This window comes from Catenulispora yoronensis (assembly GCF_039531695.1).
In the GTDB taxonomy this organism is placed as follows: Bacteria; Actinomycetota; Actinomycetes; order Streptomycetales; family Catenulisporaceae; genus Catenulispora; species Catenulispora yoronensis.
On the sequence record NZ_BAAAQN010000014.1, the window covers coordinates 77,043 to 94,441 of the forward strand.

16 protein-coding genes are annotated in these 17,399 nt (G+C 73.2%); 9 read left to right on the forward strand and 7 right to left on the reverse strand.

Annotated elements, in window-relative coordinates; all coding sequences use genetic code 11:
- The first annotated feature begins 7 nt into the window (after positions 1 to 7).
- Positions 8 to 964 carry a carbohydrate kinase family protein gene (locus ABD481_RS14425; RefSeq protein ID WP_344666135.1) on the forward strand — a complete coding sequence of 319 codons (957 nt, stop codon included), beginning with the start codon at positions 8 to 10 and terminating at the stop codon, positions 962 to 964.
- Here the strand turns inward: ABD481_RS14425 and ABD481_RS14430 are convergent.
- On the reverse strand, positions 961 to 1,611 hold the full coding sequence (locus ABD481_RS14430; RefSeq protein WP_344666136.1) for an NADPH-dependent F420 reductase: 651 nt from the start codon (positions 1,609 to 1,611) through the stop codon (positions 961 to 963). The two genes, ABD481_RS14425 and ABD481_RS14430, sit on opposite strands and share 4 nt — an antisense overlap.
- 63 nt (positions 1,612 to 1,674) lie before the next feature.
- Between ABD481_RS14430 and ABD481_RS14435 the strand changes: the two genes are divergently transcribed.
- The gene (locus tag ABD481_RS14435; protein WP_344666137.1) at positions 1,675 to 2,028 is read left to right on the forward strand and encodes a winged helix-turn-helix transcriptional regulator; all 354 of its coding nucleotides are present in this window, start codon (positions 1,675 to 1,677) and stop codon (positions 2,026 to 2,028) included.
- An 18-nt stretch (positions 2,029 to 2,046) separates the two neighbouring features.
- On the opposite strand, the gene ABD481_RS14440 is transcribed toward ABD481_RS14435, so the two are convergent.
- The 3 genes from ABD481_RS14440 to ABD481_RS14450 all read right to left on the reverse strand — a co-directional run bounded on the left by ABD481_RS14440 (position 2,047) and on the right by ABD481_RS14450 (position 4,368).
- On the reverse strand, positions 2,047 to 2,271 hold the full coding sequence (locus ABD481_RS14440; RefSeq protein ID WP_344666138.1) for a hypothetical protein: 225 nt from the start codon (positions 2,269 to 2,271) through the stop codon (positions 2,047 to 2,049).
- A gap of 68 nt (positions 2,272 to 2,339) precedes the next feature.
- On the reverse strand, positions 2,340 to 3,233 hold the full coding sequence (locus ABD481_RS14445) for an NAD(+)/NADH kinase (RefSeq protein ID WP_344666139.1): 894 nt from the start codon (positions 3,231 to 3,233) through the stop codon (positions 2,340 to 2,342).
- A gap of 7 nt (positions 3,234 to 3,240) precedes the next feature.
- Positions 3,241 to 4,368 (reverse strand): SPFH domain-containing protein, encoded by a 1,128-nt coding sequence (locus ABD481_RS14450; protein WP_344666140.1) that lies wholly within the window; start codon positions 4,366 to 4,368, stop codon positions 3,241 to 3,243.
- Positions 4,369 to 4,695: 327 nt separating this feature from the next.
- Here ABD481_RS14450 and ABD481_RS14455 point away from each other — a divergent pair, with 327 nt between their 5' ends.
- Positions 4,696 to 5,553 (forward strand): FadR/GntR family transcriptional regulator, encoded by an 858-nt coding sequence (locus ABD481_RS14455; protein WP_344666141.1) that lies wholly within the window; start codon positions 4,696 to 4,698, stop codon positions 5,551 to 5,553.
- A 316-nt stretch (positions 5,554 to 5,869) separates the two neighbouring features.
- The gene (locus ABD481_RS14460; protein WP_344666142.1) at positions 5,870 to 7,543 is read left to right on the forward strand and encodes an RNA polymerase sigma factor; all 1,674 of its coding nucleotides are present in this window, start codon (positions 5,870 to 5,872) and stop codon (positions 7,541 to 7,543) included.
- Positions 7,544 to 7,812: 269 nt separating this feature from the next.
- Here the strand turns inward: ABD481_RS14460 and ABD481_RS14465 are convergent, their stop codons facing one another.
- Positions 7,813 to 8,046, reverse strand: coding sequence for a DUF7455 domain-containing protein (locus ABD481_RS14465; RefSeq protein ID WP_344666143.1), 234 nt, complete (start codon positions 8,044 to 8,046; stop codon positions 7,813 to 7,815).
- Positions 8,047 to 8,358: 312 nt separating this feature from the next.
- Here ABD481_RS14465 and ABD481_RS14470 point away from each other — a divergent pair, with 312 nt between their 5' ends.
- Positions 8,359 to 10,512, forward strand: coding sequence for a DNA gyrase/topoisomerase IV subunit B (locus ABD481_RS14470; RefSeq protein ID WP_425559175.1), 2,154 nt, complete (start codon positions 8,359 to 8,361; stop codon positions 10,510 to 10,512).
- 2 nt (positions 10,513 to 10,514) lie between these two features.
- Positions 10,515 to 13,088, forward strand: a complete 2,574-nt coding sequence (locus tag ABD481_RS14475; RefSeq protein ID WP_344666145.1) for a hypothetical protein — start codon at positions 10,515 to 10,517, stop codon at positions 13,086 to 13,088.
- 5 nt (positions 13,089 to 13,093) lie between these two features.
- On the opposite strand, the gene ABD481_RS14480 is transcribed toward ABD481_RS14475, so the two are convergent.
- Entirely contained in the window at positions 13,094 to 13,765 is a 672-nt protein-coding gene (locus tag ABD481_RS14480; RefSeq protein ID WP_344666146.1) for a tyrosine-protein phosphatase, read from the reverse strand.
- A gap of 21 nt (positions 13,766 to 13,786) precedes the next feature.
- The gene (locus tag ABD481_RS14485) at positions 13,787 to 14,773 is read right to left on the reverse strand and encodes a ferredoxin family protein (RefSeq protein ID WP_344666147.1); all 987 of its coding nucleotides are present in this window, start codon (positions 14,771 to 14,773) and stop codon (positions 13,787 to 13,789) included.
- A gap of 112 nt (positions 14,774 to 14,885) precedes the next feature.
- Here ABD481_RS14485 and ABD481_RS14490 point away from each other — a divergent pair, with 112 nt between their 5' ends.
- Genes ABD481_RS14490 through ABD481_RS14500 form a run of 3 tightly spaced genes read left to right on the forward strand, consistent with a single transcriptional unit; the run spans position 14,886 to position 17,376 of the window.
- Positions 14,886 to 15,713 (forward strand): hypothetical protein, encoded by an 828-nt coding sequence (locus tag ABD481_RS14490; RefSeq protein ID WP_344666148.1) that lies wholly within the window; start codon positions 14,886 to 14,888, stop codon positions 15,711 to 15,713.
- Positions 15,691 to 16,632, forward strand: a complete 942-nt coding sequence (locus ABD481_RS14495) for an ABC transporter ATP-binding protein (RefSeq protein ID WP_344666149.1) — start codon at positions 15,691 to 15,693, stop codon at positions 16,630 to 16,632. Before ABD481_RS14490 ends, ABD481_RS14495 begins: the two co-directional genes overlap by 23 nt.
- A 12-nt stretch (positions 16,633 to 16,644) precedes the next feature.
- Positions 16,645 to 17,376: an ABC transporter ATP-binding protein gene (locus ABD481_RS14500; RefSeq protein WP_344666218.1), complete on the forward strand. Its 732-nt coding sequence runs from the start codon at positions 16,645 to 16,647 to the stop codon at positions 17,374 to 17,376.
- The last annotated feature ends 23 nt before the right edge of the window (positions 17,377 to 17,399 follow it).

Consider the following 17,399-nt stretch of genomic DNA (forward strand, 5'->3'; position numbering starts at 1 on the left):
TCCGCGCGTGGCCGCCGTGGAGCCGGACGGCCGGTGGGCGCCGCCGCCGGCCGGCCCGCCCGGGACGGCCGCCCCGATCGTCGTCGTCGGCGACCTGATGGTGGACGTGCTGGCCCAGCTCGGCGGGCCGCTGGTGGCCGCCTCGGACAGCCCGGGGCGGATCTCCATGCGCGGCGGCGGCTCGGCCGCCAACACCGCCTGCTGGCTGGCCGCCACCGGGCACGAGGCGCTGTTCGTGGGCTGCGTCGGCGACGACCTGCCGGGGCGCGAGGCCGCCGAGGCACTGCGCGCCACCGGGGTCCGGGCGCTGCTGAAGGTCGACGCGTCCCGGCCCACCGGCACCGTCGTCGTGCTCGTCGACCCGGCCGGGGAGCGGACCATGGTCCCGGACCCCGGGGCCAACTGCGCGCTGACCCCGGTGGATCTGCCGCGCGCCGAGTTCCAGCCCGGCCGGCACCTGCACCTGTCCGGGTACACGGTGCTGAACCCGGACACCCGGGCGGCCGGCATCGCCGCGCTGGACCTGGCGCGGCGGCACGGGATGACGACCTCGGTCGACGTGGCCTCGGCCGGGCCGCTGGCCGCCGTCGGACCGGACCGGTTCCTGGACTGGATCGGCAACCCGTACATGCTGATCGCCAACCGGGACGAGGCGGCGGTGCTGACCGGGATCGACGACGACCCGGTCGCCGCGACGCGGGCCCTGACCGAGCTGTGCGACCAGGTGGTGGTCAAGCTCGGCGCGGACGGCGTGGTGCGGCACGACGCGCTGTTCGACCGGACGATCCGGGTGGCGGCCGAGCCGCTGGGGCCGGGCGAGCTGGTGGACACCACCGGCGCCGGCGACGCGTTCGCCGCCGGGTACCTGGCGGCGTGGATGCGGGACGCGGACCCGGAGGAGGCGCTGGCGGCCGGGTGCCGGCTGGCGGCGCGGGTGATCCGGAAGGTCGGGGGACGGCCCTAGGCAGTGGCGCGCCGCGCCGGATCCACATCGGGCACTGCGAACCTCGGATTGCGCCCCGCCCCCACCACGCGCAGCACGAAGCCGGCGGTCTCCTCCGCCTGGCGGGCGCTGTCCAGGCCTCCGACGACGGCGGTGTGCGCGCCGAGGTCGGCGACGAGCTGCGCGGCCGTCTCCAGGGCGGACGGCTCGTCCCCGCAGACCGCCACGACCGGTGCCGCCTGTGGCGCTCCGGTGTAGGGCCAGGAGGCCCCGGCGAACAGATGCAGGGCTTTGACCACGTGCGCTCCCGCCGCCAGCCGAGCCACCATCTCGGCGGCGGAGCCCGATTCCATCTTGTGCGGACCGGTGCGCAGGACCGGGACGGTGCAGTCGAGCACGGTCCGGCCGGCGAGTGCGCCCCGGGGGCCTCCGACCAGGCCGATGGCGGTTTCGAGGCCTTCCCAGGCCACTGCGATCACGACGACGTCGACGCTGCGTGCGAAATCGCCCACGTCGACCGCGCGCGCTGCGGGACCGATCTTCTGTGCGGCATCACCCGCACGCCCCGGATCGCGGCCGGTCACCACGATCGCGTGTCCCACCGCGGCCCACGCCCGGCCCATCGCCACGGCGAAGCCGCCGGTGCCCAGTATCCCGATGTTCGTCATGAGGGCGACGCTACGAGCCGATCTCCTACCATCCGGTAGGACGACCTGTGCGAGACTCGGTTCGTGCCCGAGGAACAGTGCCCGATCTTCGTCGTCGACTGCCATGTGCGGGCAGCGGCGGAACTCGTCAGCCACGCCTGGGACCCGGTGGTCCTCACGGCCCTCCGGCTCGGGCCGACGCGCCGCAAAGACTTAGTGGCGGGCATCGCGGGGGCGAGCGACAAGGTGCTCTATCAGTCCCTCCAGCGCCTGCTGGCGCGCGGGCTGGTCGCCAGATCCCGCCCGGCCGGGCCGACCGCTGGTGCCGCCGGCGCGATCTACCAGCTCACCGCCCTCGGTGAGTCCTTCGCGGACGGGCCGCTGTCCGCCCTGGCTCGATGGGCCGCCGAGCACCACGCGGCGCTCGTCGACTCCTGAGACGGCCTGCGGGGCCGCTCACCGCCCCCGCAGCCACCCCAGCACCCCGATGAGCGTCAGCACCACGCCGACCAGCGTCACGCTCCCGCCGATGACCAGCGCGCCGTCGTAGGTGTCGGGCATGGCCAGCGCCCGCATCGTGTACCGGCCCGTCCACAGCAGCCCGGCGACGAACATCACCACGCCGGCGATCGTCACCTGCTCAGTGCCCTGTGCTCTGCCCTGCTTCACGACCGCCCCCATGTCAGCGTTAGCTCCCTGACAAGTGTGCGCCCTGCCACCGACACCGGGCCACGCGGGTCGGGTGAATCTCAGACCACCAGTCGCAGACGCCGCCCCGCCGCCCGGATCCGCACGGTCTGGCCCCAGGTGAGGGTCAGCCGGTCGCTCTCGATCCCGTCGCCGAACACCACCAGGGACTCGCCCTCGATCCGCACCGCCAGCTCCTCCCCGGCGGGCAGCAGCCCCTCGGTCAGGTCGGCGCCGGTCGTCGGCGACGGCCACGCCTCCCGCACGAACCAGCCGAGCTCGGGATCGGTCGGCGCGGGCAGGCTGACCTGGCGGGCCCGCTGCCGGGCGATGGACAGCAGCCACCCGGTGGCGCCGGTCCCGGAGCCGACCAGCAGCCCCGAGGAGGAGTGGTGCTCCTCGGCGCCGTCGGGCGTGGTGATGAGGTAGCGGGCCGACTGGTGGCCGGAGTGCCCGAGGTAGACCTCGTTGAGCGCCAGCAGCGACTCCCCGTCGTCGGTGGCCGCCGAGACCATGGTGCGGGCCTCGAACCGGGCCTTGCCCGCGCCGACCCGGCCGAGCAAACCCTCGAAGTCGCCGGGGGAGTGGCGGACCAGGACCCCCATGTTGCTGCCGGGGGTGGGATCGATGCCGATCACCGGCTGGCCGTCCAGGTACTTGGCGGTGTTGGCCACCAGCCCGTCCTGGCCGACCACGACCACCACGTCCTCCGGCTCGAACAGGAAGCGCGGCAAGTCGGCCCGCTCGACCGTGCCGCGGCGCCACTCCTTGGGGATGCTTGCGGAGACGGCCTGCACGGCCGCGCCGAGCGACTCGTGCCGCTTCTTCACCGACGACAGCGACACGCCGCGGCGCTTCTGGACGAACTCGGCCTGCCCCCACGTCCCCTGCTCGGCGACGATCTCGTCGCGCTCGCTGTGCCGGTGCACGAGGACCACGCGCGGCGCCACGGACATCGCGCCGCTACTCCCCGCCCGCGAGGCCGGCGGCGCCCGGCGCGCCGCCCGCCAGCTTGTTCAGCAGCCCGGTCAGCACGTCCGGCGTCAGGTTCACGGTCCCGATCTCCGGCAGCTGCCCGGCGAACTCGCGCAGCGCCAGCGCGAACAGCACGTCGCGGTCCAGGCCCGCGTAGGCGGCCAGCTTCGCCGCCTCGTTCTCGGCCTGCGCCGCGCCCATCGCGCGCGCGTCCTCGACGTTCGCGGAGCTGCGCACCCGCAGCGCGTCGGCGTCCGCCTGGGCCACGGTGCGCGTGCGCTCGGCGTTCGCGGTCGTCGCGATCCGGGCCCGCTCGGCCTCGCCCTCGGCGGCGATCCGGGCCCGGTCGGCGTCGCCCTCGGCGGCGATGCGCGCCGCGGCCGACTGCTCCGTGGCCCGCCGCCGCGCGTTCGCGCCCTCCTGCGCCACCAGCTGCTCCTCGCGGGTGGCCAGCTCGATCCGGCTCTGGAGCTCGTTCTCGCTGATCGCCCGCTCGCGCTCGACGGCCAGCGCGCGGCGCTCGAACCCGGCCCGGTCCGCCTCCTGCTGGATCAGCTCCCTGGTGGGGGTGCGCAGCGCCCGCTCGACGTCGGCCTCCGGCTTCACCGCCACCACCCGGACCCCGACCACGCCGATCCCGGTCTCGGCCAGCCGCTCGTCGGCGGCCAGGCCGCCGGCCACCCGCTCCCGTACCGCGGCGGTCCCGGTGGCCAGCGCCTCGGCCAGCTCCATGGTGGCGATCAGGGTCAGCGCGTGCTGCTGCGCCAGCTCGGTGAGCAGCACCGCGACCTGCTCCAGCGGCGTGGCCCGCCACTGGCCGGTCCCGAGGTCCACGGCGAAGTCCAGCCGCCGGGTGGCCACCGCCGGGTCGACGAAGCGGTAGGTCATCGAGGCCTGCACCGTGACGTCCTGGAAGTCCTTGGTCCGGCCGTGGAACAGCATCGGCAGCTCCCGGTCGTCCACCGGCACCTCGGCCAGCACCGCGGTCAGCGGCCGGAACCAGAACGCCTGTCCGGTGCCCTCGTGCGCGACCTGGCCGCGGCGCAGGTGCACCACGTGGTTGGTCGGGCTGCCCCGGAAGTGGCTGAGGAACAGCCGCCTCGTGATGTCCGCCATCGAAGATCCCCCCAAGCATTCTCGAACGCCTGCTCGGCGCCGGCCCCCGGCGCGCGCTCGAACGCTGCGAAGGTAGCGGGTCCGCGCCATTATCGTCAAGATGACGAGATATCCCCGGCCGGCCGTGCCGTCCCACGTGCGGCCGTCGCACCTTCGACCGTCGGTCGGTTCAACGTCCGAATAGTCCCGCCCATGGGTATCGGGCCGCCCCGCGCCGGGCCCGCGACGTGCGCTTCTTCGGGGCCTGATCATTCCGACGGGTGACATCGGCCCGACTATCGGCTAAGAATCCTCAAGTCCCGGCCGCCTCCGGCCGACGACAACAACATGAGCATTCCTACACACATGACCGGGACCGTCGCGCCCGTCGAAACCCTTCCCGCGCCAGCCCCGTCTCCGGTGGCCAACACCCTCGCCGCGGCCGCGGCCGGCTCCCTGCCCGACTCCTACCTGTCCCTGCGCGCCGGCACCCAGGCCCGCGGCCTGCACGGCCAGCTGGTCCAGCAGCTCGGCCGGATGATCGTGGCCGGCGAGCTCGGCGCCGACCGGCCGCTGGTGCCCGAGGAGATCGGCCGCCGCTTCGAGGTGTCCCGCACGGTGGTCCGCGAGTCCCTGCGGGTGCTGGAGGCCAAGGGCATGGTGACGGCGCGGCCCAACGTCGGCACCCGGATCCGCCCGGTCCCGGAGTGGAACCTGCTGGACCCGGACGTCATCGAGTGGCGCGCGGCCGGTGTGGCCGGCCTGGACCAGTGCCGCGAGCTGGCCGAGCTGCGCTGCGCCTTCGAGCCGCTGGCCGCGCAGCTGGCCGCCGGCCGGCTCGGCGAGGCCGCCGGCGCCCGGCTGGCCGAGCTGGCCGCCGCGCTGAAGCAGGCCGCCGCCAACGGCGACCAGGCCGGCTACGCCAAGGCCGACGGCGAGTTCCACGCGCTGCTGGTCGCCGAGTGCCCGAACCGGATGGTGGAGCACCTGGCCCGGGTGGTCTCCGGCGCCGCCGAGAGCGCCGGGATGCGTCGCCGCTCCTGCGGCCCGATGACCGACGCGGCGGCCGCCGGGCACCAGCGGCTGGCCGACGAGGTGGTGGCCGGCGACGGCCAGGCCGCGGCCGGTGTGATGCGCGCCATGCTGGCGGCCCAGCTGGAGGAGCAGGCGACCGCGTACGGGCTGCCCGGCCAGCGCGGACAGTGAGCGTCATATCCCGGTTCCGTGACCGGGAGTCGGTAAAGTGGTGCGGGGCACCGCCCCAGGAGGCGCGCGCGGACCGCGCGCGCCCGGCGGTGCCCGCCGATCATCGGGTATCCGGTGCCGGGGGAATACATCGGCGTGCCACAATGCTATGTCGCGTGCGATACGGAACGACCGGGTGCGACCGGCCGGGTCCGTGACGCGATCGGAATCTTCCACACGAACCCGGCACAGAGCAAGACGGCCCCGGAACCTTCGGGACCGTACCCCGGCTCACGTCGGAAGCGGGTGGTTGCCATCCAGTAGCGAGAGGGTTTTCGTGTCGGCCAGCACTTCCCGTCCACTGCCCGCCGAGATCGCCGAGTCCGCCCACCTCGTGGCGCTCATCGAGCGGGGCAGGGCGCAGGGACACATCGCCGCAGACGAGGTGCGGCAAGCCTTCGAAGAGGCGGACATCCCGATGGCCAAGGCCAAGAGCGTCATGCGGGCCCTGACCACCGTTCTCCACGAAGAGGGCGTTGACCTGACCGTCAACGCCGCCCAGTCGGCCGGGGTCGCCCGCAAGCGGGTCGCCGCGGCCGCCAAGACCGCGGCCAAGAAGACGACCACGGCCACCACCGGCGGGGCCGCCGCGGCCAAGCCCGCGGCCAAGAAGACCGCCGCCAAGCCGGCCGGCGCCGAGGGCGCCGAGGGCGAGGCGTCGGGCGCCGCGAAGCCGGCGGTGAAGAAGGCGGTGGCCAAGAAGGCCGCGGCCAAGCCCGAGGCCGCCGAGGCCGAGGGTGCCGGTCCGGCCAAGAAGGCCGCCGCGAAGAAGGGGGCCCCGGCCAAGAAGGCCGCCGCCCCCGGTGCGAAGAAGTCCGAGGACGAGGACGGCGAAGACGTCGAAATCGAGGAGGACATCGATCTGGAGCTCGACCTCGAGGACGAGGACGGCCCGGACCTGGAGACCGCCGAGGACGCCGAGGAGGGCGACGAGGCCGCCGAGGCCGAAGGCGCCGCCGCTCCCGGCGAGGACAAGGAAGAGGGGTTCGTCCTCAGCGACGACGAGGACGACGCCCCGGCCCAGCAGGTCGCCTCGGCCGGCGCCACCGCCGACCCGGTGAAGGACTACCTGAAGCAGATCGGCAAGGTTCCGCTGCTCAACGCCGAACAGGAGGTCGAACTCGCCAAGCGGATCGAGGCCGGCCTGTTCGCCGAGGAGAAGCTCAACGCCGACGAGCCGCTGTCCCCGGAGTTCCGGCGCGAGCTGGACATCATCGCCGAGGACGGCCGCCGGGCCAAGAACCACCTGCTGGAGGCCAACCTCCGCCTGGTGGTCTCGCTGGCCAAGCGCTACACCGGCCGCGGCATGCTGTTCCTGGACCTGATCCAGGAGGGCAACCTGGGCCTGATCCGCGCGGTGGAGAAGTTCGACTACACCAAGGGCTACAAGTTCTCCACCTACGCGACCTGGTGGATCCGCCAGGCGATCACCCGCGCCATGGCCGACCAGGCCCGGACCATCCGGATCCCGGTCCACATGGTCGAGGTCATCAACAAGCTGGCCCGCGTCCAGCGCCAGATGCTCCAGGACCTGGGCCGCGAGCCCACCCCGGAGGAGCTGGCCAAGGAGCTCGACATGACGCCGGAGAAGGTCGTCGAGGTCCAGAAGTACGGCCGCGAGCCCATCTCCCTGCACACCCCGCTGGGTGAGGACGGCGACAGCGAGTTCGGCGACCTCATCGAGGACAGCGAGGCGGTCGTCCCGGCCGACGCGGTGTCCTTCACGCTGCTGCAGGAGCAGCTGCACTCGGTGCTGGACACCCTGAGCGAGCGCGAGGCGGGCGTGGTGTCCATGCGTTTCGGCCTGACCGACGGTCAGCCCAAGACGCTGGACGAGATCGGCAAGGTCTACGGGGTCACGCGCGAGCGGATCCGGCAGATCGAGTCCAAGACGATGTCCAAGCTGCGCCACCCGTCCCGGTCGCAGGTGCTCCGGGACTACCTGGACTAGCCACTCGGATCGGCGGCGGGTCCGGCGGCGCCGGACAGGGCGGCGGTCACATCGTGAGATGCGGCCGCCGCTGTTTTTCGCAGCGTGCGCTGTCTTGCGCGCACTCGCCCCGGACAGCACAGAACCCCGGCTCCACGCGGAGCCGGGGTTCTCGCAAGTTCAGCAGTAGTCGTTATATGACGCTCGGCATTGAGCCTGCTTAAAACCATGTCAGGACGGCCTGGAACACGCTGTGCCACCGGACGGCGACACTCCGTCGGCGCTTCTCGTCAACGCTCCTCGTCGGCGGCGACCTTCGGGGTGGCCTCCGTCAGCTTGTCGGAGAAGTCGTGTATCTCGATGGCCACCTTGGCCAGGCCGTCGTTGTACTTCTTGCCGTGGTGAGCGCAGAAGAGGAGCTCGCCGCCACCCAGGACGACGCGCACGTAAGCAGCGGCACCGCAGCGGTCGCAGCGGTCGGAGGCCTTCAGCGGCTCAGTGTCAGTCAGGACTGCAGTGGTCACGTCGCACCTGCTTTCTGTGTGGTACCCGGAACAACATCAAAGCAGGCGTTCCGTGTTCCCGCGCTAGTGATTCGGCGTCGAAAGCGTCACGTTCGCTGAGAGCGTACGAGGAAAGAGCCCTGATCCTCAGGAAACTGAACGATGAGTAGCGGCGACGGCACCCAGGGTGTCCGAACCGGCCCGCGCCGCCCGTCAGGGTGTTGCGCCGGTCACATGGACTCGCCGGGGGGAGCCGCCCGGTACGCTGGCCCTGCCGTCGCTACCATGGAGACGAAACTGTGTTCGAGTGGCGCGACGTGCCGTGACGGGACAATGAGACACGAGTCGATCCTGAGTCGACGACGAAAGGAAGGTCCGCAAGTGAGTGCGCAGGGCAGGCCCGCCCCGTCCGCCGACAAGGACGGCTCCTACACCGCGCGGCACCTCCTTGTCCTTGAGGGCCTGGACGCGGTCCGCAAACGTCCCGGGATGTACATCGGATCCAACGACGGCCGCGGCCTCATGCACTGCCTCTGGGAGATCATCGACAACTCCGTCGACGAGGCGCTGGCCGGGTTCGGCGACCGGATCGAGATCGTCCTGCACAAGGACGGCTCGGCCGAGGTCCGGGACGACGGCCGCGGCATCCCGGTGGACGTGGAGCCCAAGACCGGGCTGTCCGGGGTCGAGGTCGTGATGACGATGCTGCACGCCGGCGGCAAGTTCGGCGGCGGCTCCTACGCCGCCTCCGGCGGCCTGCACGGCGTCGGGGCCTCGGTGGTGAACGCGCTGAGCTCGCGCGTGGACATCGAGGTGGACCGGGCCGGCTCGGTGCACGCCATGTCCTTCCAGCGCGGCGTCCCCGGCGTGTTCGCCGGCGACGGGCCGGACTCCAAGTTCAAGCCCGAGTCCGGGCTGCGCAAGGTGGGCAAGGTCTCCCGGGCCAAGGGCGCGTCCCCGACCGGCACCCGGACCCGGTTCTGGCCGGACAAGCAGATCTTCCTCAAGGACGCCGAGTTCGTGCTGGAGGACCTGCACGCCCGGGCCCGGCAGACCGCGTTCCTGGTCCCGGGGCTGGCGATCTCGGTCGTCGACGAGCGGGACGGCGGCCACGCCGAGGAGGTGTTCCTGTTCGCCGGCGGCATCTCGGAGTTCGTGGAGTTCCTGGCCCCGGACCGCCCGATCACCGACGCCCTGCGCTTCACTGGCTCGGGCAAGTTCACCGAGACCGTGCCGGTGCTCGACGAGCAGGGCCACATGACCCCGGCCGACATCGAGCGCGAGCTGACCGTGGACGTGGCGCTGCGCTGGGGCACCGACTACGACACGGTGATCCGCTCGTTCGTGAACATCATCGCCACCCCCAAGGGCGGCACCCACCTGACCGGGTTCGGCAAGGGCCTGCTCAAGGCCGCCAACGAGCAGCTGCGGGCGGCCAAGCTGCTGAAGGTCAACGACGACGACGTGATCCGCGAGGACGTCTTCGAGGGCCTGAGCGCGGTGGTCACCGTGCGGCTGGCCGAGCCGCAGTTCGAGGGCCAGACCAAGGAGGTGCTGGGCACCCCGGCGGCCAACCGGATCGTGGCCCGGGTCGTGGAGAACGCCTTCAAGGAGTTCCTGACCTCGGCCAAGCGCAACGACAAGCCGATGGCCCGCGCGGTCCTGGAGAAGATCGCCAGCGCCGCGCGCACCCGGATCACCGCGCGCCAGCACAAGGAGGCGCAGCGCCGCAAGAACGCGCTGGAGACCTCGGCGCTGCCGGCCAAGCTGGCCGACTGCCGCAGCGACGACGTGGACCGCTCGGAGATGTTCATCATCGAGGGCGACTCGGCGATGGGCTCGGCCAAGGCCGCGCGCAACTCCGAGTTCCAGGCGCTGCTGCCGATCCGCGGCAAGATCCTCAACGTCCAGAAGTCCTCCATCGCGGACATGCTGAAGAACGCCGAGTGCGCGGCCATCATCCAGGTCGTCGGGGCCGGCTCCGGCCGGTCGTTCGACATCGACCAGGCCCGCTACGGCAAGGTGATCCTGATGGCCGACGCCGACGTCGACGGCTCGCACATCCGCTGCCTGCTGCTGACCCTGTTCCACCGCTACATGCGGCCGATGCTGGAGGCCGGGCGGGTCTACGCCGCGGTGCCGCCGCTGCACCGGATCGAGGTGATCGGGGCCGGCCGCTCGAAGAACGAGTTCATCTACACCTACTCCGACAACGAGATGAAGCGCACGGTCGCCGAGCTGCTGAAGAAGGGCAAGCGGATCAAGGAGCCGATCCAGCGCTACAAGGGCCTCGGCGAGATGGACGCCGACCAGCTGGCCGAGACCACGATGGACCCCCGCCACCGCACTCTGCGGCGGATCACCGTGGCCGACGCCGAGTCCGCCGACAAGGCCTTCGACCTGCTGATGGGCAATGACGTGGCACCGCGCCGGGAGTTCATCATCAACTCGGCCGCGGTCCTGGACCGGTCCCGGATCGACGCCTAGCGATGGCGACGGCGGGCCCCGCGGCCCCCACCACGGTGCTGCCGGCCGGACGCGGCGCCGTCTGCCGCGCGGTGATGGACTGGCTGGCCGACGCCGAGGCGCCGCGCACGCTGCTGGTGACCGGCCCGCCCGGCGCCGGGAAGACGTTCACCCTGGCCTGGGCCGCCTCGGAGCTGGCGGTCCTGGCCGAGGCGGCCGACGACGAGCGCTTCGCCTGGGTCTCGGCCCGCGGGCTGACCCCGAAGGTGCTGGCCTGGGTGCTGGCCGGTCAGCTGGGGGTCACGGTCGGGGCGGCGCAGGAGCTGGGCGCGGCGCTGGGGGCGCGGCTGCGGGGGAGTGCGGGTGCTGGTGCTGGTGCTGGTAGTGGCGCGGGCGCGGCGGCGCCGACCGGGTCGGGGTTCGGGCCGGGGGTGGCGGCCGGGGGCGGTGGGGTCGCGGTGGGGCTCGAGGGTGGGCTCGGGGTGCTGGAAGCGGCGGCCGCGGTGGCGGTGGGTGAGGGGGCGGATGGTGTGGCCCCGGACGGTGTGGCCTCGGACGGTGTGGCCCCGGACAGTGCGGCCCCGGACGGTGCGGTGGCCGGGAGTGCTTCGCTGAGCTCTGCTTTGGGGAACCTTGAGGACAGTGAGTTTCCGCCTCCGCTCGCCTCGGTGGCGGCGTTAGGCGCATCGATAAGCGCGTCGATAGGCAGCGCGGACGGCGTGGTCGCGGCAGACGCCGTCCGGCCGGCCTCCGCCGAGTTGCCGTTCGCGGCGCGGGCCAATCTGCCCGGGCGGTCGGCCACGTGGGATCTGCTGGCCAGCACCGCCGCCGCCACGTACGAGGTGGGCCGCTGGTCGCGGGTCACGATCCTGATCTCCGAGCTCGATCTCGCCGGGCATCTGCGGGACGGGTCGGCGCGGGACGCGGTGATCGCGGAGCTGGTGACGCCGTTGGTGGCGGTGCCGGGGGTGCGGGTGATCGTCGAGTCGCGGGGGTCGGACCTGCCGGGGGCGGCGACGGTCATCGACCTGGGGGAGCCGCGGTGGACCGACAAGGCTGAGTTCGCGGCCTGGCTGGACGACCTGGTGCCCTCCGGCGGCGCGGCGGCGCCCCAGGCGTATCCGAACCCCACCAAGGCCCGGGAGATCCTCAGCCTGGCCTCGAACCGCCACGCGGGGCTGCTCGCGGCCAGCGACGAGCGGCCGTGGAAGCTGGCGGCGGTGCCGTTCGACGTCGCGTTCCGCGAGGGCATCGCCGACCAGATCGTGCTGGAGCCCGCCAACCTGGTGCTGGTGCAGCAGCCGGCCCTGTCCACCGCCATCGACGCCCTCGGCACGGCGGTCGCCCCGGGCACCCGCGCCGCCTGGCGCGTGGCCGGCCAGGCGCTGACCAACGCGGTCGGCGTCCCCGAGCGCGCGGCGGTGCTGCACGGCGCCGCCCTCGCCGTCGGCGACCACGCCCTGGCCGAGGCGGTCGCGCCCTACACCCGCGGCACCCGGCCCTCCGACGGCGCCCCGGTCGGCGACCCCACGCCCTGGCTCACCCGCTGGGCCGGCTGGCGCCCGCTGCCGCCGGACACGCCGCGACCGATGCCGTGGCCGGGACCGGTGGCCGCCCTGGCGGTGACGGTGCCGGGCACCGAGGAGACCACCGCAGAGAGCAGCAACGCACCAGCCGACGCGCAGGCCGACCCGCAGGCCGATCCGCAAAGCGTTGACCGGGCCGGTTCCCCGGCCCTCATCGCCGAAGCAGAACCCTCCGAAGGCTCCGCACCCGGTCCCGACTCGATCGCCACCATCCCGCCGAGCGCACCGACTCCGCAATCTCCGCAGACTCCACAACCCCCACAGACTCCAGAACCTCCGCAGCCCGTGATCCTCGTCGCCATCGACGACCTCGCCCGCGCCTACCGCCTCGACCCCCGCGACGGTCGCATCCTCGCGCGGCCGGCGGCGCCGGTCATGGTCAAGGCACGGACCGCGGCCGTGGTCGACGCGGCGCCCAGTCTGGTGCTCACCGACACCAGCCGGCGGTTGGCGGCGCTCGGGCCCCGGGCGCCGCGCGGTGCGGTGGCGGCGGTGCGGGATGTGCTGCCCGACACGCATGTCACCGCCGTCGCGGTGGCGCGCGAGGCGCTCGTGTTCGGCGCCGGGGACGGCCGGGTGCACGTCTGGGACGCCGGGACCGAGGAGCTGATCGCCGACCCCGAGGACCAGCACTCCGGCGCCGTCACCGCGGTGGCCGCCATCTGGATGCCCGACGTGGACATCCTGTTCGCCCTGTCCGGCGGCCAGGACGGCACCTTCCGCCTCTGGGTGGTCCCCGCCGACGCCAGCCTGCTCCCGGTCGAGGACCGCGGCGTCCCGGTCACCGCCGTCACCGCCGCCATCACCGCGGTGGGCCCGGTCGCGGCCGTCGCGTGGGCCGACGGCAACGTCACCGTCTGGGACCTCGCCGAGGCGCGCACCGGGCGCCCGATCCCGCTGGGCTGGGTCCCGAAGGCGCTCGCCATGGGGGCCGACGGGCTGCTCGTGGCCGCCGGGGACGACGGCCTGATGGCGATCGACATCCACCTGGCGGAGTTCTTCGAGGCCTGAGCAGGCTACTCGGGGGCCAGCAGCCCCTCCCGCAGCGCCGCGAGGTCCTCGGCGGTCACCCCGTGCGCCAGCAGGTACGCCTCGGCGGTTCCCCACCGGGATCGCACATGCGCGAGCGCCCCGACGATCAGGTCGGCGGTGATCGTGTACTCGTACACGATGTCGCCCTTGTCGGCCCTCAGCATCGCGTCGGTCTCCATGTAGTCGGCGATGATCGCCTTCTCCTCGACCCCCAGCACGTCCAGCACCAGCGCCACCACCAGCCCGGTCCGGTCCTTGCCGGCGGTGCAGTGCACCAGCGCCGGCAGGGCGTCCGGCGCGGCCAGGGCGCGCACCGCGTCGGCGAACGCCGTCCCGCTGTCGTCCAGCCAGGACAGGTACAGCCCGAAGAACGTCAGTCCCGGGTCGTTCTCGGCCTCCAGGCTCGGCGGGGTGTTGATCCGGGCCACGTCCAGTGTTCCCAGCGCGTCCGGCCAGGCCCTGATCTCAAAGCCCTGCCGCAGGTCGATGACGGTGCGCAGGCCGATCGAGGCCAGCCATTCCCGGTCCGCGTCGGTCATGGCGTTGAGCCGCGCGCTGCGCAGCAGCCGCAGCGACCGCACTTCCCGGCCCGAATGCGTTCGGAGCCCTCCGACGTCCCGCGCGTTCCGTACTCCGACCAACGGAAGGTGTGTCATACCGATGATTCTCCACGGCGGTCAGCGGAGCTTCTCGATCGCCTCCACCCGCAGCTCCAGCGGCGAGCCCTCGATCTTCCCGCAGCTCTCCGGCCTCGGCACCGCCGCGTGCGCGCCGGCCACGGAGACCTCGTACGCCCGGCCATCCTCGGTCTCGACGGTCGCCGTCCAGGCCGGTTCCGGCTCGCCGGCGAGCTTGGCGACCGCCGTGACCACGACGGCGCCGGTCCGCCACTCCTCCAGCTCGGCGCGCACCGCGAGTTCCGCCGCCTGCCCCGGACGGGACCACGTCGACCGGCCCCGGCAGCCGTCGGCCACCACCTGGTCCCGGCGGGCCTCGGTCAGCACCCGGGTGGCCAGCGCGGCGTCCAGACGGCCGTAGAGGTAGCCGGAGGGCAGCAGCACGCCGGTCGGGGCGAATTTGTGTCCGCCGAGGTGCGTGATCTCCCAGACCGCGGGCGGTCCGGCGGCAGCGGAGGTGCGAGCGTCGGCGTCGAGCGCGTCCGCGGCGATCACGACCCGGCGGCCCAGCGTCGCGCAGCAGACGTCGCGCTTGCCGTTGGTGCAGACGCCGAGGATCGGCGTGTCCAGGAAGGTGTGCTCCAGCTCGGCGACCGCCGTCCGGTCCCCGGCGTCCAGCGCCGCGAAGTCGATCCTCAGCAGCTCGGCGGGGTCGCTCACCTCGCCGGTGGCCAGCCAGGTGCGCTCCGGGTGGGTGGACGCCGCGAACCAGCGGCGGCGCTCGGGGTCGTGGTCCGGCCTGCGGCCCTCGGGGCGCCGGATCAGGCACAGCCGCACCCCGGTCCCGGCGGTGCGGCCGTCCAGCTCGCCGCCGAGCGCCGGGTCCAGCCGGCTCTCCCGCGCGGCCACGCGCCCCCACGGCCCCGACTGCTCCAGCAGCAGCCAGGCGCTCTGGGTCGCCGCCGTCCCGGCCACCGGCTCGCCGAGGTCGCGGGAGAGCAGCGCGCACGCGTGGGGCTGAGGTGGCGGGAGTTGGTCATCGCGCATGCGTACGAAAGTACCGACTGCGGGAATCAGGTACACAGCTGGCCAACCTGTGGACCGCGCGCCACGATGGAGAAAGAGGAAGTTTCGGGGGCAGCCCTGAGGCAGGTGGACCATGTCCGAGAGCCAGCAGCCGCATCAGCAGCCCGACCAGCAGCCCGAACGGCGGCCTGACCAGCAGTCCGGTCAGCAGCCCGACCAGCGGTCCGAACCGCGGCCCGACCAACAGTCCGGTCAGCAGCCCGACCAGCAGTCCGACGACCGCCGAGCCGCTCCGGAAGCCCGGCGCTACGGCTTCCCCGTCGTCCACGCCCACGAGGTCTGCGCGGTCCGCACCGTCGCCCGCGAGGACTGGGACGGCTCGGCGCCGGGCCGGGTGCAGCTGCTCCGTTGGCGGGACGGCTCCGGCGCCCTGGTCCGGGACCTGCCGCTGGACCGGCTCTACGTCTGGGCCCGGGCCGGCCGGGTGAGCTTCGGCGACCAGGAGGGCCGCACCGTCGACCTGGTGCTGCTCGGCGAGCCGGAGACCGAGGGGCTGGGCCTGGGCACGCCGTGGCCGCGCACCCACAACCGCACCAGCACCTCCTCGAACCTGGCGCACGGCCTGGCCGAGGACCTGAGGAACGCGGTGACCCTCCCGGCCGCCTTCCCGCGCATGATGCGGGTCAGCGGCGAGCGCAACGCGGTGCTGGACGCGCTGGTCGGCTGGTGCCAGCGCGAGGTGCCGGGGATCCACATCCTGCGCGGTTGGCCGCGCGGTTCCGAGCGGCCCACACGCCACCAGATCGAGGGTCTGGCGCACAAGGGCCTGCTGGGCGACCACGGCTGGCTGCCGGACACGGTCGGGGCCCGGCCGGCCGGATGGTCACCGTTCGGTAACGATCGCAACGCGCACAGCGGGACCGCACGTCCTAGAGCTCATGAGCACCCTTCAGGAGCTTGAGCTCGCGGCCGGCAAGCCGAAAGAGGTCTACGGCGAGGACGCCAAGATCGTCTGCGACAACCTGGTCCGGATCTACAAGACCGACGGCATCGAGGTCCAGGCCCTGCAGGGCCTGGACCTGCTGGTGCGCGGCGGTGAGCTGGTCGCCATCGTCGGCGCCTCCGGCAGCGGCAAGTCCACGCTGCTGAACATCCTGTCCGGGCTCGACACCCCGACCGCCGGGGTGGCCCGGGTCGGCGGCTACGACCTGCTCACCATGAAGGGCCGGGACCGGCTGCGCTACCGGCGCGAGACGGTCGGCTTCATCTGGCAGCAGACCGCCCGGAACCTGCTGCCGTACCTGAACGCCGCCGACAACGTCGCGCTGCCGATGGGCTTCGCCGGCAAGAAGCGCCGGTTCGCCCGGCGCCGCGCCGACGAGCTGCTGGAGATGCTGGGCGTGGCCTACTGCGCCGACCGGCGCCCCGGGCAGATGTCCGGCGGCGAGCAGCAGCGGGTCTCGATCGCGGTGGCGCTGGCCAACGACCCGGAGGTGGTGTTCGCCGACGAGCCCACCGGGGAGCTGGACAGCACCACCAGCCAGCAGGTGTTCGACGCGCTGCGCACCGCCAACGCCGAGCTCGGCGTCAGCATCGTGGTGGTGACCCACGACCACGAGGTGACCGAGCAGGTGCAGCGCACCGTGGAGATCCGCGACGGCCGGACCAGCACCGAGGTGCTGCGCCGGGGCGGCGAGGGCGGCGGCGCCGCCGAGCAGTTCGCGGTCCTGGACCGGGCCGGCCGGGTGCAGCTGCCCCGGGAGTACATCGACGATCTGCGGATGCGGGACCGGGTGCGCCTGACCAAGGACCCGGACCACATCGGCCTGTGGCCGGACCTGGGCTCCGCCGCCCACGACCCGGCCCGGAAAGGGGACTGAGCGGTGCGGGACATGATCGAGGTCGAGGGCCTGACCCGGACCTTCGGCTCCGGCGACAACGCCGTGCACGCGGTGAACGACGTCTCGTTCACCGTGCCGGAGGGCCAGCTGTGCGCGGTGGTCGGCCGCTCCGGCTCGGGCAAGACCACGCTGCTGAACCTGATCGGCGGCCTGGACAAGCCGGACGGCGGCCGGATCGCGGTGGACGGCAAGCAGCTCGCCGGCCCGGGCCGCAGCCTGGGCGAGAAGGAGCTGGCGGCGCTGCGCCGGGACCTGTTCGGCTTCGTGTTCCAGTCCTTCGCGCTGATCCCGATCCTGTCCGCCGCCGAGAACGTCGGCATCCCGCTCCGGCTGCGCAAGACCGCGGTCGCCGAGCGCGAGGAGCGGGTCGAGCTGCTGCTGAACATGGTGGGCCTGGGCGGCCACACCAAACAGCGGCCCGGCGAGATGTCCGGCGGCCAGCAGCAGCGGGTGGCGCTGGCCCGGGCCCTGGCCAACTCGCCCCGGGTGCTGATCGCCGACGAGCCCACCGGCCAGCTGGACTCCGAGACCGGCCGCGCCGTGATGCGCCTGCTGCGCGCGGTGGTGGCGGCCGAGAACGTGACCGCACTGGTGGCCACCCACGACCCGCTGATGATGGAGCTGGCCGACCGGGTCATCACCATCGGCGACGGCCGCCTGGTGTCCGACACCGGCGCCGAGGGCGCACCCGGCCTGTCGGCCGCGGCGGGCGTGCCCGCGTAACACCCGCGGACCCCGGACCCCCT

Coding starts and splice junctions, on each gene's coding strand:
- ABD481_RS14430 (WP_344666136.1), bottom strand. CDS start 1,611: ATGACGAACATCGGGATACTGGGCACCGGCGGCTTCGCCGTGGCGATG.
- ABD481_RS14450 (WP_344666140.1), bottom strand. CDS start 4,368: ATGGCGGACATCACGAGGCGGCTGTTCCTCAGCCACTTCCGGGGCAGC.
- ABD481_RS14445 (WP_344666139.1), bottom strand. CDS start 3,233: ATGTCCGTGGCGCCGCGCGTGGTCCTCGTGCACCGGCACAGCGAGCGC.
- ABD481_RS14490 (WP_344666148.1), top strand. CDS start 14,886: ATGTCCGAGAGCCAGCAGCCGCATCAGCAGCCCGACCAGCAGCCCGAA.
- ABD481_RS14500 (WP_344666218.1), top strand. CDS start 16,645: ATGATCGAGGTCGAGGGCCTGACCCGGACCTTCGGCTCCGGCGACAAC.
- ABD481_RS14475 (WP_344666145.1), top strand. CDS start 10,515: ATGGCGACGGCGGGCCCCGCGGCCCCCACCACGGTGCTGCCGGCCGGA.
- ABD481_RS14470 (WP_425559175.1), top strand. CDS start 8,359: ATGAGACACGAGTCGATCCTGAGTCGACGACGAAAGGAAGGTCCGCAA.
- ABD481_RS14485 (WP_344666147.1), bottom strand. CDS start 14,773: ATGCGCGATGACCAACTCCCGCCACCTCAGCCCCACGCGTGCGCGCTG.
- ABD481_RS14440 (WP_344666138.1), bottom strand. CDS start 2,271: ATGGGGGCGGTCGTGAAGCAGGGCAGAGCACAGGGCACTGAGCAGGTG.
- ABD481_RS14480 (WP_344666146.1), bottom strand. CDS start 13,765: ATGACACACCTTCCGTTGGTCGGAGTACGGAACGCGCGGGACGTCGGA.
- ABD481_RS14495 (WP_344666149.1), top strand. CDS start 15,691: ATGAGCACCCTTCAGGAGCTTGAGCTCGCGGCCGGCAAGCCGAAAGAG.
- ABD481_RS14455 (WP_344666141.1), top strand. CDS start 4,696: ATGAGCATTCCTACACACATGACCGGGACCGTCGCGCCCGTCGAAACC.